We start from the raw sequence: 15,814 nt of genomic DNA, 5'->3' as shown, positions 1-15,814 counted from the left end.
GGTTCTATGCAGTATACGAATCCGGTGATACCCGGCTTTTATCCCGACCCCAGCATCTGCCGGGCAGGTGAGGACTACTATCTGGTCACAAGCTCGTTTGAATATTTTCCGGGCGTGCCTATATTTCACAGCAGGGATCTCGTGCATTGGCGGCAGATTGGCCATTGTCTCGTATCGGAGAGACAGCTGCCGCTTGCGAACGCATGGAGCTCCGGCGGCAGCAGGGCATCGATCCTTCGCTTCTATTCGACGATGACGGGCGGGTATATTTTCAATCCGCCTGTTCGGGCGATCAAGGGGAGGGCATTTATCAGTGTGAGCTCGACATCTCGACCGGGAGCATGCTGACGGAGAGCCGGCTGGTCTGGAAGGGCACGGGAGGCATGCACCCGGAGGGCCCTCATCTCTACAAAATCAATGGCCTATACTATTTGATGATCGCCGAAGGCGGGACCGAATACGGCCATATGGTGACGATCGCGAGAAGTAACGATCCATATGGTCCCTATGAACCGTGCCCGGATAATCCGATCCTGTCGCACCGCAGCTTGAAGAGCAGCATACAAGCGACGGGGCATGCGGATCTTGTGCAGACCCCGGATGGAAGCTGGTGGGCTGTGTGCTTAGGGATCAGGCCGGTTTCCTATCCGATGCGTCATCACCTGGGCAGGGAGGTGTTTCTTGCCCCCGTCACCTGGACGTCTGAAGGCTGGCCGGTCATCGGTGCGGGCGGGAAGATCGAGCCGGTCATGGATAAGCCCAAGCTGCCTGAGGTCCGGTGGCCGGAGAAGGGATCCCGGGATGATTTCGACGAGGCGGAGCTGCGGTTCGACTGGACGTTCCTGCGGAATCCGAAGCGGGAGAGCTGGTCGCTGCAGGAATCTCCAGGACATCTAGCGCTGAGAGGAAACCAGGCTTCACTGGATGATACCGGTTCACCCGCCTTTGTGGGACGCCGCCTAAGCCACTTCTCATGCAGCATAGCGGCGGCACTGGAATTTGAGCCCGTGAACGAAGGAGAAGAAGCTGGGCTGACGGTGTATATGAACGAAAAGTATCATTACGATCTCGCCGTAAAAGAAAGGAACGGATGCAAGGCGGTCTTATTCCGACGAACCGTAGGAACATAAAGAACGGAGGAGTGGCACGATTGCGGCAGGGGACCCGTCGTATTCAAGATTGAGGCGCGGCCTGAAACCTTCACGTTCTCGATTCAGCAGGGTCAGTCCGGTTTCGTGGAGCTGGGCACGGGTGAAACCCATTTGCTGTCTACGGAAGTGGCTGGAGGGTTTACGGGGATCTTCGTTGTGATGTATGCCTCAAGTAGTACGGGTCAGGGCACCCCGGCGTTGTTCGATTGGTTTGACTTTGAGCCTGTTTGACAGGAATGGCTGCTGATTTATCGGCAGCCGTTTTTGTGTTGAATAGGGTACTTCATTGCCGGTGGGTAAGTGGAACATGTCGGTGTCCGACTTTTGAAGCAGCAAGATGTCAAAATATTCCACCCATTACAACAAAATATTGCTACTTATTCTAACATAATTGGTGTAATATGGATTTATAAACATTACCTTCCTTTCCGTTTCGCCTTCGCATTGTTCTTCAACCGCTTCTTCTGCATCCTCTCCATGATCTGTAACTTCCATCAGCCTGATCCGCGCGTCCTTTCACCAAGCTTAGCCCCTCGAACTCCGCCCTGAAGCTATGTCTCAGCGGACTGCAGGCATATAATCCGCACGGATAGGGGGTGTCATGATGGTCTTCCACCCGAATCGTCGCCGGCTTCCCGGCGGATGCAAAGCTCCGAGAAACGACCCTAAGTCCGGCTTGATCGAATGTTGTCCACTTGAAATTACGTAATGCGTTCGTCAGTATGCTGTGTCCTTATCCGGTTGGAGTACCGGTGTCTGCCTGCTCTTCAAGGTGAACTTGAGGCGGAGGCGGATGATGTCCAAGGAAAGGTTGAGCCTAATGAAGCGACTGTTCGCAATGAGCTGCTATTTTTATTTGTTAATTGGGATTACCAGCGTTCTGCTGGGTTCACTGCTGCCCAAGCTGCTCCCTCACTATGGGAGGGATTACAGCGACGGAGGGATGCTGCTTTTTCTCCAGTTCATCGGTTTCTTATGCGGAGTCATGACCTCGCCCTGGTGGTCCCAGCGGTTCGGCCGTAAGCATCTTCTCCTGATGGCCTTGCTCAACGTCGTTGTACCCTATACCGTCATCGGCTTTCTGCCGAGCTGGTATGCTGTGGTGGCGATGACCTTCTGCACAGGCTTCGGCTCGGGGATTATCGAATCGGCGATCGGCGCGTTTACCATCGAGTTTGCCGAAGGGCAAAAGTCGATTGCGATGACGAAGCTTGACGTTTACTTTGGTGTGGGCGCCCTGCTCATGCCGGCGGTCATCAGCGGATTCGTAGCACTGGACTTATGGTCCTACGCATTCTTTGCAGCAGCAGCGGCTGCAGCCGGACTGCTGCTGCTGTGGGTGACGATGCCGGCGCGCAGCTCCGAGCTGCTGCAGCTGCGCACGGCCCCGGCTTCGGACCCCGGCAGCGAGGGCAGTGGTGCGGCGCCGGCGGCAGCCGGGGGATACAAGGGCAGACAGCGGATCATTCTGCTGATTTATGTGGTGTTCTTCTTTGTGTACATGGGGCTGGAGCTGGGGATTATGAATTTTCTGCCTTCCATTCTTATTGAGAGTACGGGAGTCACCCCTTCGACCGCGGCCCTCGGGGTCACTGCCTTCTGGACCGCGATGGTGGTAGGACGACTGTTCGCCGGGCATTTGGCTGAGCGCGTCAGGTATATCCCATTTTTGCTGGCCAGCAGTGTGGGCACGCTGCTGCTGCTGATCGGATTGGCTGTCGTTCAGAGCCGGACAGGTATTTTCCTGCTCATTCTGGGTGTGGGTCTGCTCATGTCGGGATTATTCTCGATCGCGCTGGTACTGGCTAATGCGCTGCTCCCGGGCAAAATCGAACGCACAACCAGTATCCTGATCGCCGCCGGAGGCATCGGTGGCTCGGTACTGCAGTTCTTCATCGGCTGGAGCATGGAGCAGTGGAATGTCGGGTGGACGCTGTGGACTCTGGCGGGATTTGCCCTGATTCTCTTCCTCATCGTCTTCCTCTCGGAACCGCTGGGCGGGAACCGGGCGAGCGGGAACACAGCAGGGCTGCAGGCATCCAACCGATAATCCTCATTCAATCATACCCATTCCGGAAGGGAGGTGATGGAGCAGAATTGTGTTGACTCACGCGGCTCAGGCAGAATGGAGCGAATCCAAATCAAATGGAGGAACAATATAATGCAAACTCTGGTCAAGAGCATGTTCAAGTACGGCAAGGGCATCAAGCTGATCAACGAGGCCGGCGAAGAGTATATCGACGGGGTATCCGGCACCTTCAATCTCTCTCTGGGATACGACCACCCTCATGTGGTAGGCAAGCTGCAGGAGCAGATCGGCAACTTGTCGCACATGTCTTCCACCTTTACAGAGCCTTATGTTGCCGAGGTGCTGGACCAGCTGTTGGAATATGCCCCCCAGGGAATCGACAGCGGGTGGATGCGCGACATTACGGGCTCGACAGCCAATGAGTGCGCCGTGAAGATTGCCCAAAAATATACCGGGGCCGACGATGTGGTCAGTGTATTCATGTCACATCACGGGCAGACGCAGTTTACGACCGGACTATCCGGGAATGCGTTTCGCCGCAAGGCCTTCCCGAACTCCTCTGCAGCGAATCATCTTCATGTGCCTCCTCCATACTGCTATCGCTGCCACTATAAATTGACATATCCTGGATGCGGCTTCCAGTGTGTGGAAGCGATAGCGGACCATATCGAGTACGGGAGCTCCGGCTCAGCGGCCTGCATGATCATCGAGCCGATCTTAGGCAACGGAGGAAACATTATTCCGCCGGAAGGGTACTTCAGACAGCTGCGCAAGCTGTGCGACGAACACGGCATGCTGCTGATCTCCGACGAGGTGCAGACGGGCATCGGCCGGACGGGCTATATGTTCGCCAGTGAGCTGTTCGGCATGCAGCCGGATATCATTACGCTGGCTAAGGGACTCGGCGGGATCGGCATCCCGATTGCAGCCGTACTGATGCAGTCCCGGCTGAATGTCCTTGAGAAGCACGAGCACTCCTTCACCTCGGGCAGCAATCTAGTCTCGCTGGCCGCGGCCAAAGCGACTATGGACGTCGTATCCCAGCCGGGATTCCTGGATGAGGTCAAGCTGAAGGGGGAAATTCTGGGCAGTCTGCTCAATGAGCTGCCGATGAAATTCCGGTGCATCGGTGACGTTCGGGGCATCGGGCTGATGTGGGGCCTAGAGATCGTGGATGAAGAGGGGGCACCGGATGTGCGCAAGGCGAATGCCATCATCGACGCAGCTTTCTCCGATCAACGGCTGATTCTAAGAGGATCGAGATACGGCTTCGGCAACGTGGTCAAGGTTCGTCCGGCCCTCATTGCGACGGACGAGGAGCTCGCAGAAATCGTCGAGAGGCTGAGCGCCGTTCTTGCCAAAGTCGGGTAGGTAGTCCGTTCATGGGCCGAGCCCCAGTTTACAAATCGAAATCATATCAAATTCAGGGAGGATTCTCCATGCTGTCACTGATTTATAAATCCCAGTGGGATATTGCACTGGAGGAGCGGCCGGTTCCGCAGATTCAATCCCAGCATCAAGTGCTGGTACGGATCCGGGCGACGGGCATATGCGGAACGGACTTAGGGATCATCAGCGGGAAATATCATGCCAAGCCGTCCATCATCCTGGGGCATGAATCCGCAGGCGACGTTGTGGAGGTCGGCAGCGCAGTGACGACCTTGAAGCCCGGCGACAGGGTCGTCATCGATCCCACCTACTACTGCGGACAGTGCGCGAAGTGCCGGACAGGCAGGCAAAATCACTGCATACACAAGGGCGCGACTGAGACGGGTGTGAGCAGCGATGGAACCTTCACGGACTATTATGTGACCGAGGATCGCTTCCTGTACAAACTTGCCGATCACACGACTTACGAGGAAGCGACCATGACGGAGCCGCTGAGCTGCATTTTAACGGGAATCAATCAGATTCAGCTGCTGCCGAATTTCCGCACCCTGGTGCTCGGAGCCGGCCCCATCGGCATGCTGTACAGCTATGCGCTGGCATCCAAGGGGGTCACCGGAACGATTGTAGAAATCTCCGCAGAGCGCAGGGACATTGCCCGATCCGCCGCCCCGCAGGGATGGTATGTGCAGCATTCGCTGGAGGACGCGGTTCGGCTTCACTCTCCGGAGGACAGGCAGGTGGACTTGATCGTGGATACGACAGGGCTGCTCGCTACGCCGTCCATTGCCTGCCTCGCCCATGGAGGGTATCTCATGCTGGTCGGGCTCCGCGATGGGGAATCGACCTTCAACCCCAAGGAGATTGTGGACCGCAGTCTGAAGATCATTGGCTCCATCGATTCGCTGGGCACCTTCGCAACAGCTCATTATCTGATTGAGCAGGGCATCGTACCGGCGAAGAAGCTGATTACGCATGCTTTCCCCGTCACGGATTACAATGAAGCTTTTGCCGTGCTCGGCTGCGATCTTCAAGGGCGTCTGTTAAAATCGGACTCCACGGCAGTCAAGGTCGTGCTGCATTCCGGAGGTGTGTGATCGTGGCCATTCGAGCAATCACGCTGGACCTGTGGGACACGCTCTATCACGATTGTCCGGTTCGGGACGGCGTCCGCAAACAGCGGCGGGAAGACCTCATTCATCAAAGGCTGTATGAGCTCGGTTACGCGGTAGAGCGGGCTCGGCTGAACGCGGCGATCCGCCGGGCAGCGGCTGCGAGCAGGAAGCAGTGGGATGAGGACTACTATACTCCGAGTGCGCAGGAGAGGCTGCTGCACGCATTGAATCACATGCAGATCTCCCTACCTGAGGATGAACTGGTTCGTCTTTCGGAGGAGTTGGCCGAGATCGGCTGCTCTTATCCGCCACTGCCCTTTGAGGAGACGAAGAAGACGATTGAAGAGCTGGCCCGCTCCTTCCCACTGGCCATTATTTCGGATACCGGCCAGACGTCGGGCCAGGCCCTGCGACGGGTGCTGCAGCGGGACGGCCTGCTGGAATATTTCAACGTATTTACGTTTTCAGACGAAACAGGAGCTTCCAAGCCGCATGCCCGAGCCTTCGCTCTCACACTGGAGAAGCTTGGCGTATCTCCTCATGAGGCCGTTCATGTCGGAGATCACGAGACCAAGGATAGCGTAGGTGCTCTGAACGCCGGCATGCGTACCATCCATCTGTCGCCGTCTCCTTCCGTATCCCTTGAGCCGAACAGCAGGTATTACCATCTGGAGCGGATCGGCCAGGTGCCGGGGCTCCTAAGCTCACTGTGTGTAGAGGCTGGTCGATGAAGCAGCTCCAGTTCGGGCAGCTGCTGGAGGAGCTCCTGCAGGGGTATGAGGAGAGGAAGCGGGAACATCGTCATCTGCTGGTGTGCATCTCCGGTATTGACGCTTCGGGGAAATCGACACTCGCATACCGGCTGCAGGCCAGCCTGCAGGAGCGGGGGGCTGCGGTGCTGCCCGTCTCAGGGGATGATTTTTTCTTCAAGCGGGAGGTGCGGTATCGCAACCCGGACCCGGCTCTGGGGTATTACCGGGAGTCCTGTGATTACGGAAAGCTGTTCGGGGAACTGCTGCTGCCGCTGAAGGGTGGAGGAGCTGTACGCAAAACCTTGACGCTCGTGGATTGGGAATCGAACGAGTATCGCGAGGCGGTCTATGCCGTAACTGAACCGGCCATAATCCTTGTTGAGGGGGTGTTCCTGCTGCGCCGGGATTTGCCCGATGTGTTCGATTACAAGGTGTGGGTCCATGCCACATTTCTGGCCGGTGTCAAGAGGGCGTGCAGCCGGGAGCGGGATCTGCAGTATTATGGATCGGCGAAGGCCATCCGGGAGCGGTACTTGAAGCGGCTGTACCGGGGACAACTGCTGCATCTGAAGCAGGATTACCCGTGGGAGCGGTGCCAGGGAATCGTATTTACGCAGCAGCGTCTTGACCGTCAAGAAGAGCAAGCCGGATGCTGTTGCCCCCTATGAGGGATGAGAGTGTTCCGAGGGAACGACGAAGAAGAAGAGATCTAGTTCGAGGAACTAGGTCTCTTCGTTATGGGTAAAATCCAGCTGAAATGGGAAAGATAGGCGGGGTTTCATCCAGGAAGGAGGAGGACGGCGGATGGATTTATCCTGGCAACTGGTCTGGAAGTGCGCGCTGCTTGTCTTGACGGGCATCGCACTGCTGCGAATCTCAGGCCGAAAATCAATCGCGCAAATGAACGTCGCGACGACTGTCATTATGATCTCTATCGGCGAGTTGATCGCGCAGGGAATTATAGAGAAGACCGTGTGGCGGGCGATTGCCTCGGTCGCTTTGTTTTTGATCGTACTGGTTGTGCTGGAGTTTGTTGAAATTCGCTCCGTCAAGCTGCAGAAACTGATCACGGGAGAGGCCGTTGTCGTCATTCGGGATGGGCAGCTGGATATGCAGGCGCTGCGGAAGCTGCGCATTACGGTCAATCAGCTTGAGATGCGGCTTCGCCAGCTGGGCATCGCCAGCATAGCCGATATCAAACAGGGGACCATCGAAATGAACGGGGAGCTTGGCTATGAGCTGCAAGAAGCGGCAAAACCCGTGACCAAGCGTGATCTGGAAGTTTTGCTGGCCCGGCTTGGCAGTGATCCCGACGGCGCAAAATGATGGTTTGCATCGTCTCACAAGAGACAATCGAACCATGGAAACCGCTAAGCAGCCATCATATCCCCCTTAGACTTTGTCTAATTCGCTCAGGAGTATCCCATTTTCACCTTCATTGACTTGCGGGACGAGGAGGCTTTAGCTGCCTCTTTTTTGTGCTTCCGAGTGCGCCGCACCTTCAAATTTTCGACATCACTGTCGAATAATATGTATAATGAAGTGAAGAGGGGGCATTTTTGGTGATCGCTTAAACTAACAATAATGAATCGGAGAGAATTTCAGCATGAAGTACAAGGGCAGAATGGCCTCGGTGGGTATAACGTTCCTTATTCAAACCATCTTCGTGAGTTACTTTGTTATGCTCGGAGAGATATATCTGCCTGCATTTATTTTGGGGTATGTCATCTTAATTCCGATTTCATACTGGACGGGCCTGCAGTACGATAAAGCGATTTATTTTTCCGAGAAGGATGTCTTGACCCATCTGTACAACCGTCGGTTTATCCTTACACATTTCGATAAAATGGTGCTGGCAGCGAAGCGAGCGCAGCGCAAACTTTATATTTGCATTTTGGACTGTGACCAATTCAAGCAGATCAATGACATCCACGGTCATGCGGCTGGTGATCAAGTACTAAAAAGCATAGGGGAGGTGCTGATCCGAACATTAAAAAAGCGGGATTCTGCCGCCCGATGGGGTGGCGACGAGTTCATCATCATCGGGGAGTATGAATCGGAAAGGGAGCTGCAAAGGTTCCATCAGCAATTGGAAGAAGCATTCTCGAACATGGCTGAGCGGTTTCAATTCCCTTCCATCGTTTCCGTAGGCACTGCGCTTTATCCCGAGCAGGGTGTGCAGCTGGAGGTGCTGCTCAAAATGGCCGATGCCGATATGTATGAGCGAAAGCGGAAGAAGAAATTACAGATGACAGACAACGGTTCCATATCAACCGATCACGCCGAAAGAGAGACCTAGTCAGAAGAGCCTAGGTCTCTCTTTATTTTCATCTCCTAGAGCTCATGTTGGATGAGCGAAAAGTGCGTAAACCTTACCGTCAGCCTACAGACTTATCACGCCATTCATGTTTCGACCAGCAGCACGCAGCCGAAGGGCGGCAGCTTCAGCACCTGCCGCGCCGCGGGAGCATAAACCGCTCCCGACAGGACATCGGTCAGCACCCCGCCGCCGCGTCGGCCGGCCGGCAGCTCGAGCTCCAGTTCCGCCGGGTTCGGGCTGTGGTTCAGCACCGCCAGCACCTGCTCCGTGCCGTCGTCGCGGATGTAGCCCAGCACCCCGAGCGCCTCCTCCTCGAGCCAGCTGCGAAACGTTCCCCGCCGCAAAGCGCGGTGGCTCCGTCGCAATGCGATCAGGGTGCGGAAGAATTCGAACAGCTCCCGGTCCTGCGCTTCCTCCTCCCAGATCATCGGCCGCCGGCAGTCGGGATCATAGCCTCCCCTCATGCCCACTTCATCGCCATAATAGATCATCGGCATACCGGGATAGGTCAACAGGAAGAAGACGGCGAGACGGAGCCGCTCCACGGCATACTTCTTGTCATTCCAACCCAGGCCATGGCGCTCGCACAGCGTCAAGAACCGGTCGGTGTCGTGGCTGCCGATCAGGTTGAACATCGCCTGGTTGGCGGCATCGCTGTGCATCATCCGGTTCAGGGCCAGCCGCGCGGAAAACTCGCGCACCCCGATGGCCTGCTTCGCGAAGAAATCGACGAGCGCCTCGCGAAGCACATAGTTCATCACGCCGTCGAATTGGTCCCCGCGCAGCCACGGCCCGGCGTGATGCATAATCTCGCCGATGATCAGCGCATCCGGCTTTACCGACTTCACCGTCTGGCGGAATGCGCGCCAGAACCCCATATCGACCTCGTTGGCGACGTCGAGGCGCCAGCCGTCGATGCCCGTCTCCCGGATCCAGTAGGCAGCCACCTCCAGCAGGTACTGCGCCAGTTCGGCATTGGACGTGCGGAGCTTGGGCATCGTCTTGATTCCCGTCGCGAAGGTGAGATAGTTCGGCTCCGGCTCCCCGGTGACCGGGAAACGGTCGGCGTAATACCACTGCCGGTAGCTGGAGTTCTCGCCATTCTCCACCAGATCGCGAAAAGCGAAGAACTCATCGCTTGAATGGTTGAACACCGCATCGAGCATCACCCGCATACCGAGAGCGTGCGCTTCGTCCACCAAGGTCCGCAGCAGCTCCATGTCACCGAACTGCGGGTCGATCTGAAGATAATCCGAGATATCATATTTGTGTGTCGAGGGGGACAGGAAGACCGGCGTCAGGTATAGCAGGGTGACGCCCAGCTCCTGCAGATAAGGGAGCTTCTGCCGAATGCCGGCCAGATCACCGCCGTACCACGAGTCGGGACGGGGACGGGCTTCCGGCGTCCAGGCTTCCGGCTGCGCGGGATCGTTGGAGGTATCCCCGTTGCAGAACCGCTCGGGAAAGATTTGGTATACAACCGCGTCGTGAACCCAGTCCGGTACTTCATGCACATTCGACGGGTGAAGGTAAGGAAAGTGGAAGTGCCCGGCCTTATCCCGGTGCACGGACGCCCCGAGCTCTCCGTACCATACCGCACGGCCCTCAGCGTCCTCCAGCAGGAACAGGTAGCGCACTCGGAACGTGGACGTCTCGATAAGCCCCTCGAAGTAATCATGGCCGGACGTCGATGCGGCAAGCTCCAGCTCCAGCGGCACCTCATGCCCATACGGGACATAGCGGTCCGAATGCAGCACCCGCGCTCGGACCACCTCACCGCGCTTGGCGCGGATGCGCACCTTGATAGCGTCAGGACACACGGCAAAGGCATACGGGATATCGTCAATATGATAGATCGATTCGAGATTCATAGCGGGTTCTCTCCTTTATTTTCTCACTTATCAGAAACATCCCATCCGTCTCTAGCCCTTCGCCGCACCGGCGGTCAGGCCGTCCACGAGGAACCGCTGCAGCCAGATAAACAGGATCATGACCGGCACGGCGAGCAGAACCGCGCCGGCCGCGAAGATCGTGAAGTCGGTGGAGTTGAACCGGCTTACCATGTCATAGAGTCCGATGGCAAGCGTCGTTTTGTCCCCGGTGCGCAGGATCAGCTTGGCGAAGATGAAGTCCACCCAAGCTCCGTTGAAGATCACCAGGCTTACATAGGTGAGCATCGGCTTCGACAGGGGGAGCATGATGCGGGTGAAGACCTGCCAATTCGTCGCACCATCGATGCGGGCCGCCTCGTCCAGACTCTGGGGAATCGTGTCATAGAAGCCCTTGGCAACGAACACGTTGGAGAGGAAGGAACCCGAGCTGTAGACCAGGATCAGTGCCCAGTGGCTGTTCAGCAGATTGAGCTGCAGGAGGAAAACATAGATGGCGATCATCGACATGAAACCCGGAAACATGTTCAGCACGAGCAGTCCCATAAGGCCATACCGCCGCCCCGCGAACCGGAAACGGGCCACCGCATAGGAGCCAAGCAGCGTAAGGAACGTACCGAAGAGAGTGGAGAAGACGGCGACTTTCAGTGTGTTCCGGAACCAGAGCAGATAATCATATTTGCGCCCGGACAGCAGCTCCCGGTAATGATCCAGAGTCAGGCTCCGCGGCAGCAGCGTCTCGCTGTACAGGCTGGTCCCCGTCTTGAACGAGGAGAGAAGAATCCACAGCGCGGGGTACAGACTTGCCAGCGAGGCGGTGATCAGGATGAAATAGGTCAGGATCAATCTAAGGTTCATACCGACATATCCTCCTCCCGGTACGAACGGCTTCGCCGGTAATGGATGATGGACAGGCTTGCCACGACGATGAAAATGAGGATGCCGATCACCGCAGCCATATTATACTGCCGGTTGTTCAGCGTCAGCTTATAGAGCCAGGTCACGAGCAGGTCCGTGCCCCCCGCGTACTGGTAGTCCGAGATGGCGGGATTGCCCTCGGTCAGCAGAAAAATCACATTGAAGTTATTGAAATTCCCCGCAAATTGCATGATGAGAACCGGCGCCGTGGTGAACAGGACCAGGGGTAGGGTGATACCGCTGAACCGCTGCCACGGGGAAGCACCGTCTACCGTGGCCGCTTCGTACAGATCCCGGGGGATGGTGGTCAGCACACCCGAGATCAGGATCATGGACAGCGGCACCCCGATCCACATGTTGACCGCAACGACCGTGACCTTCGCCCAGAAGGGGTCGGTCAGCCAGGGAAGGCCCTCCAGGCCAAGGAGCCGGAGGGTCTGGTTCACCGGGCCGAACTGGTTGTTGAGCAGATTGCGGAACACGAGCAATGACACCAGGTTCGGAAGGGCAAAGGGGATAACCAGCATCGTGCGCCACAGCGCTTTCAACTTCACATCCGGCTGGTGGATCAGCACCGCCAGCGCCATCCCGCCGAAATAAGTCGTGACCGTGGATAGCAGGGTCCAGATCACGGTCCACCCGAACACCCCGAAGAACGTTCTGCTCCAGGTTTGGAGGGAAATCAGGCTGCTGAAGTTCTGCAGACCGACCCAATGAACAAGCTTGGCGGGGGGAAGGTTGGGAGCGGCAAAGTCGGTAAAAGCGAGCAGAATGCTGAAGAGCAGCGGAAGCACGGACAAGAAAAGGGCGGCGACGAGGGGAAGCGCCAGAATGATATAGGGAAAATGCCGTCCGCCAAGCGCCCTCAGGCTCTCGAGGAAGGTCTCCAGCCTCTCGCCCCGCTCCGCGCGGAAGGCCTGCCGCTTCGCATCCCGGATGCTGAGCACATAGATGCCTGCCAGAAGCAAGAGGAGAATCAGGGCGATCAGTCCGTCGATCATAAGGAAGATCGAATGGTCGCCGTCCGTCATCCGGTATTGATTGCCCGTTTTGACCATCTGTCTTGGCGTGGTGCCGAGTGTGATCAGGCCGTGCAGGCGGCGGACCAGGCCGGCCGCCCCCCAGCTGACGGCCGCGGCGCCGACCGCCGCAAATGCGAAGCCTTTGATATACTGCCGGTTATACAGCTGTCCTGCGCCCATCCACAGGGCGGACAGTGCAGCGGCCTTCGTGGACCGGTTCCAGTTCATGTGCTCATGGCCTCCTGCCAAAAGGTTGAGTGGGAAGGGTGATCCTTATCTGGCCGAGGACCGGTTCTGATTCTGATCCCGGATGGTCTGGACCGCCTTGTCCAGGGAAGTCCGTACGTCCGCTTGGTCATTCCAGATCGCTCCGATGGCGGCCTCCATCGGAGCCCAGACATTGGCCATCTCGGGAAGGGAGGGCATGGGATGGGAATGACCGAACTGTTCCAGGAAGCCGCTCACGATAGGATCCTGCTTCAGAAGCGGATCTTCCGTCGCTTCCTTATGGGCCGTGATGCTGCCGGTGGCCTTGAAGTTCGCCAGCGCATTCTCCTTGTCCGTCAGGAAATCGGCCAGCAGCTTGGAGGCATTCGGGTACTTCGTATACGAATTGACATAGTAGGCTCGAATACCGGAGAACGATATGCTGTTCTTCCCCCCGGGCAGCTGGGGAAGTGGAGCGACTCCGAAGTTCACATGATTCCGGAAGCTGCCTATGGACCAGGGACCGTCGATGTTGAAGGCCAGCTTGCCCTGTTGGAACAGCTGTGTCTTCACGTCGTAGGTGACATCAGCCGTCTGTACCGGCAGGATGGACTTCAGGCTCTGGAAGTAGGTCATGCCCTCCACGGCCTTCGGATGATTCAAGCCGATATCCGAAGGATCCGTACCGTTCCTGCCGTAGACGTATCCGCCGAGAGCTGTAATGAAGGGATAGTTATAATACAAGCTCTTGTTCTCCCACATGACGGCGTACCGATTCACGGCGGGATCATTGAAGGTGCGGGCGAACTGGGCAATCTCCTCCCAGGTGCGGGGGGCCTGCTTCACAAGGTCTTTGTTGTAGTAGAGCGCATAAGTCTCTATGGATTTGGGATAACCGTAGAGGATACCGCCAAATGTAACCGCTTGCAAGGCGGTCTCGAGCTTCGTCTGACGGGTACTCTCCCCGAGTACATCATTGGGGAGTACCAGATTGGCGCTGGCCACATCCCCCAGCCGGTCATGCGGCAGCAGCACAACATCCGCCGCGAGGTTGGCCGGACCGTCGTTGGCCAGCTTGTTGGGCTGGTCGGGCGAAGGGACTTCCTCCATCGTTACGGGCACGCCGAAACTCGCTTCGAACGCTTTGAGCGCGGGGAGCAGGAAGGCGGATTCCGACTTCTCCTCCCAGAGGGTGAGCGCTGCCCCCGCTTCGGGCCTCAGCTCAGCCGCTTCGGCAGATCCGGCGCTCTGCGGTCCGGTCTGCTCCGGGGCAGGGGTGCCGGCGGTATGACCGCCGGAGGAGCCGCTGCCGTTCAGACTGCAGCCGGACAGCGAGCATGCGAGAAGAACGGCCGTGGCACTACGGAACCACACCTTGCGTGAACAATTCAAACTCATCGTATGAGCCCCCCAAGGGTATGAAATTTTCAGGAAACCGGTTTCCACGAGAACAAAAATAGCATAATCTTCCTGAAGGCGCAATCCCATTTTTTTCGCAGGCCTTTGAAGTTCAACCCTGCCGGAACTTCACGTTCCTCCGTTTGGGGTATTGCGCATCGGCCGCAACTGCTGGTATAATCCGGTATCAGAAAGATGTGTAAACCAAAGGGCAATGCTTCCCGGACGCATCCGGTGACAACCCCGCTGAGAACAGCGGGGTTATTTCGTGTTGACGGAGAGCAGGAAGCGAATAAAGGAGGCAGCAGAACATGGGAGAAACGGTTGAACAGAAGGCGGTACTGACGCAGGCAGACTTGGCGGAGGGATGGAAGAGGTGCGGCCTGGCGCAGGGACACGCAGTCATTGTCCATGCGTCGCTTAGCCGGCTTGGGTATGTGGTCGGAGGGGCCGAAACGCTGATCCGGTCGCTGCTCGAGGTGGTCGGAGAGGAGGGTACGATCCTGATGCCATCCCAGACCTGGCGGAACCTGGATCCCGCTGCCGGCGTGCATTGGGAGGCTCCCGTAGAGAGCTGGCCGGTCATCCGCGCCCACTGGCCCGCTTACGATAAGGACATTACCCCCGCAGTCGGCATGGGGGCCGCAGCGGAGATGCTCCGGAAGTGGCCCGGTGCGCAGAGGTCGGACCATCCTGCACGCTCCTTCGCAGCTGTCGGCCGGTACGCGGAGGAGCTCACCGAAGGGCATGACCTCTCGAACATCTTCGGCGACGACTCTCCGCTGGGGCGGCTGTACCGGCGCAGCGGATATGTCCTCCTGATCGGGGTAGGGCATGACAAGAACACTTCGCTGCACCTGGCGGAAACCCGGGCACAGTTCGCCTCCAAGCGATACTCGGAAGAGAGCAGCGCCATGTGGATCAATGGGAGGAGGGAGTGGGTCACTTATACTACTCAGGTCGTTGACGACAGTGACTTCCTGCGCCTCGGCGAAGCGTACGAGCGGGAGAGGGGCCTGGCAGTCCACAGGATCGGCGGAGCGGACGTACGGCTGCTGGAACAGCGTCCGCTGGTCGACTGGGCCGCCGCGTGGATGGAGCGGCATAGGTCCTAGGCTGCGCTGACGGAAAGCGGTGTTTTCAAGTTATTTTCCTGGATGAACGCTGAGAGAATCCGACTGCGGATTCTCCTTTTTTTCGGGTTCGGCAGGAAGGCTCCCCAGATCGGAATCTCGCTCCAGAAGATGAGGCCCTGCTCATCGAGCAGATCCAGCCAATAAGGACTCTGAGGATAGTGTGAGCCGCGTACGGAATTGCTGCCCAGCTCCTTGATGATATCGAGGTCCTTCTGCATCAGCTTGGGCGGGAAGGCGAAGCCCCATTCCGGATGCTCTTCATGGCGGGTTACACCCTTCAAGTAGACCGGCGAGCCGTTGATGAGGATCCGGTGGTCCTTCGTCTCGATCCGCCGGAACCCGATTCGGTCGACTTTGTCGTCAGCATCGGTCCGGGCCCGGATCGTATACAGCTCCGGCCGCCCGACATTCCACAGCCGCACATCGGTCCAGCGGAGCTTCACGGTACGGTGAACCGTCTGTCCTGCGTCCACTTGGACCTGCTCCGAGTA

Annotated in this window: 14 protein-coding genes and 1 pseudogene; 9 read left to right on the top strand and 6 right to left on the bottom strand. The window is 57.5% G+C overall.

Annotated elements, in window-relative coordinates; all coding sequences use genetic code 11:
* Nucleotides 1-6 precede the first annotated feature (6 nt).
* Nucleotides 7-1,382: pseudogene (locus ACP26L_RS18565) on the top strand (glycoside hydrolase family 43 protein).
* 126 nt (nt 1,383-1,508) lie between these two features.
* Here the strand turns inward: ACP26L_RS18565 and ACP26L_RS18560 are convergent.
* The gene (locus ACP26L_RS18560) at nt 1,509-1,646 is read right to left on the bottom strand and encodes a hypothetical protein (protein ID WP_426454755.1); all 138 of its coding nucleotides are present in this window, start codon (nt 1,644-1,646) and stop codon (nt 1,509-1,511) included.
* A gap of 325 nt (nt 1,647-1,971) precedes the next feature.
* Here ACP26L_RS18560 and ACP26L_RS18555 point away from each other — a divergent pair, with 325 nt between their 5' ends.
* The 7 genes from ACP26L_RS18555 (at nt 1,972) to ACP26L_RS18525 (ending at nt 8,732) form a co-directional block, all read left to right on the top strand.
* Nucleotides 1,972-3,201 (top strand): MFS transporter, encoded by a 1,230-nt coding sequence (locus ACP26L_RS18555; protein ID WP_426454754.1) that lies wholly within the window; start codon nt 1,972-1,974, stop codon nt 3,199-3,201.
* Between the two features lie 111 nt (nt 3,202-3,312).
* Nucleotides 3,313-4,551: an aspartate aminotransferase family protein gene (locus ACP26L_RS18550; protein WP_426454753.1), complete on the top strand. Its 1,239-nt coding sequence runs from the start codon at nt 3,313-3,315 to the stop codon at nt 4,549-4,551.
* 68 nt (nt 4,552-4,619) lie between these two features.
* A complete protein-coding gene (locus tag ACP26L_RS18545) occupies nt 4,620-5,663 on the top strand; it encodes a zinc-dependent alcohol dehydrogenase (protein WP_426454751.1) in 1,044 nt (347 codons plus the stop codon).
* A 2-nt stretch (nt 5,664-5,665) separates the two neighbouring features.
* The gene (locus tag ACP26L_RS18540; protein ID WP_426454749.1) at nt 5,666-6,412 is read left to right on the top strand and encodes an HAD family hydrolase; all 747 of its coding nucleotides are present in this window, start codon (nt 5,666-5,668) and stop codon (nt 6,410-6,412) included.
* Entirely contained in the window at nt 6,409-7,101 is a 693-nt protein-coding gene (locus ACP26L_RS18535) for a uridine kinase (protein ID WP_426454748.1), read from the top strand. Before ACP26L_RS18540 ends, ACP26L_RS18535 begins: the two co-directional genes overlap by 4 nt.
* Before the next feature lie 136 nt (nt 7,102-7,237).
* Complete coding sequence (locus tag ACP26L_RS18530) at nt 7,238-7,759, top strand: DUF421 domain-containing protein (RefSeq protein ID WP_426454746.1); 522 nt, start codon at nt 7,238-7,240, stop codon at nt 7,757-7,759.
* A 280-nt stretch (nt 7,760-8,039) separates the two neighbouring features.
* Nucleotides 8,040-8,732, top strand: a complete 693-nt coding sequence (locus ACP26L_RS18525) for a GGDEF domain-containing protein (protein ID WP_426454744.1) — start codon at nt 8,040-8,042, stop codon at nt 8,730-8,732.
* Between the two features lie 104 nt (nt 8,733-8,836).
* Here ACP26L_RS18525 and ACP26L_RS18520 read toward each other — a convergent pair whose 3' ends face one another.
* From ACP26L_RS18520 to ACP26L_RS18505, 4 genes are read right to left on the bottom strand one after another with little or no spacing between them, the layout of a single operon-like run.
* The gene (locus ACP26L_RS18520) at nt 8,837-10,624 is read right to left on the bottom strand and encodes an alpha-glycosidase (protein ID WP_426454743.1); all 1,788 of its coding nucleotides are present in this window, start codon (nt 10,622-10,624) and stop codon (nt 8,837-8,839) included.
* Between the two features lie 51 nt (nt 10,625-10,675).
* Complete coding sequence (locus ACP26L_RS18515; RefSeq protein WP_426454741.1) at nt 10,676-11,500, bottom strand: sugar ABC transporter permease; 825 nt, start codon at nt 11,498-11,500, stop codon at nt 10,676-10,678.
* Nucleotides 11,497-12,810 carry a carbohydrate ABC transporter permease gene (locus ACP26L_RS18510; RefSeq protein ID WP_426454740.1) on the bottom strand — a complete coding sequence of 438 codons (1,314 nt, stop codon included), beginning with the start codon at nt 12,808-12,810 and terminating at the stop codon, nt 11,497-11,499. The genes ACP26L_RS18515 and ACP26L_RS18510 overlap by 4 nt, the downstream gene beginning before the upstream one ends.
* Nucleotides 12,811-12,855: 45 nt before the next feature.
* Nucleotides 12,856-14,187 carry a sugar ABC transporter substrate-binding protein gene (locus ACP26L_RS18505; protein ID WP_426454739.1) on the bottom strand — a complete coding sequence of 444 codons (1,332 nt, stop codon included), beginning with the start codon at nt 14,185-14,187 and terminating at the stop codon, nt 12,856-12,858.
* Nucleotides 14,188-14,498: 311 nt separating this feature from the next.
* Between ACP26L_RS18505 and ACP26L_RS18500 the strand changes: the two genes are divergently transcribed.
* On the top strand, nt 14,499-15,302 hold the full coding sequence (locus tag ACP26L_RS18500; protein WP_426454737.1) for an aminoglycoside N(3)-acetyltransferase: 804 nt from the start codon (nt 14,499-14,501) through the stop codon (nt 15,300-15,302).
* Here the strand turns inward: ACP26L_RS18500 and ACP26L_RS18495 are convergent.
* Entirely contained in the window at nt 15,299-15,796 is a 498-nt protein-coding gene (locus tag ACP26L_RS18495; protein ID WP_426454735.1) for a glycoside hydrolase family 2 TIM barrel-domain containing protein, read from the bottom strand. The genes ACP26L_RS18500 and ACP26L_RS18495 overlap by 4 nt on opposite strands.
* Nucleotides 15,797-15,814: the final 18 nt, after the last annotated feature.

It is taken from the genome of Paenibacillus sp. S-38, from assembly GCF_049942825.1.
Taxonomy (GTDB): Bacteria; Bacillota; Bacilli; order Paenibacillales; family NBRC-103111; genus Paenibacillus_G.
The sequence above is the reverse complement of the archived record's forward strand: the minus strand, read 5'-3'. Positions and strand labels throughout refer to the sequence as shown.

What these genes read in the sequence shown, in the direction of transcription:
- ACP26L_RS18500 (WP_426454737.1), top strand. Translation starts at nt 14,499, where the DNA reads ATGGGAGAAACGGTTGAACAGAAGGCGGTACTGACGCAGGCAGACTTG.
- ACP26L_RS18550 (WP_426454753.1), top strand. Translation starts at nt 3,313, where the DNA reads ATGCAAACTCTGGTCAAGAGCATGTTCAAGTACGGCAAGGGCATCAAG.
- ACP26L_RS18535 (WP_426454748.1), top strand. Translation starts at nt 6,409, where the DNA reads ATGAAGCAGCTCCAGTTCGGGCAGCTGCTGGAGGAGCTCCTGCAGGGG.
- ACP26L_RS18525 (WP_426454744.1), top strand. Translation starts at nt 8,040, where the DNA reads ATGAAGTACAAGGGCAGAATGGCCTCGGTGGGTATAACGTTCCTTATT.
- ACP26L_RS18505 (WP_426454739.1), bottom strand. Translation starts at nt 14,187, where the DNA reads ATGAGTTTGAATTGTTCACGCAAGGTGTGGTTCCGTAGTGCCACGGCC.
- ACP26L_RS18555 (WP_426454754.1), top strand. Translation starts at nt 1,972, where the DNA reads ATGAAGCGACTGTTCGCAATGAGCTGCTATTTTTATTTGTTAATTGGG.
- ACP26L_RS18510 (WP_426454740.1), bottom strand. Translation starts at nt 12,810, where the DNA reads ATGAACTGGAACCGGTCCACGAAGGCCGCTGCACTGTCCGCCCTGTGG.
- ACP26L_RS18545 (WP_426454751.1), top strand. Translation starts at nt 4,620, where the DNA reads ATGCTGTCACTGATTTATAAATCCCAGTGGGATATTGCACTGGAGGAG.
- ACP26L_RS18530 (WP_426454746.1), top strand. Translation starts at nt 7,238, where the DNA reads ATGGATTTATCCTGGCAACTGGTCTGGAAGTGCGCGCTGCTTGTCTTG.
- ACP26L_RS18520 (WP_426454743.1), bottom strand. Translation starts at nt 10,624, where the DNA reads ATGAATCTCGAATCGATCTATCATATTGACGATATCCCGTATGCCTTT.
- ACP26L_RS18515 (WP_426454741.1), bottom strand. Translation starts at nt 11,500, where the DNA reads ATGAACCTTAGATTGATCCTGACCTATTTCATCCTGATCACCGCCTCG.
- ACP26L_RS18560 (WP_426454755.1), bottom strand. Translation starts at nt 1,646, where the DNA reads ATGGAAGTTACAGATCATGGAGAGGATGCAGAAGAAGCGGTTGAAGAA.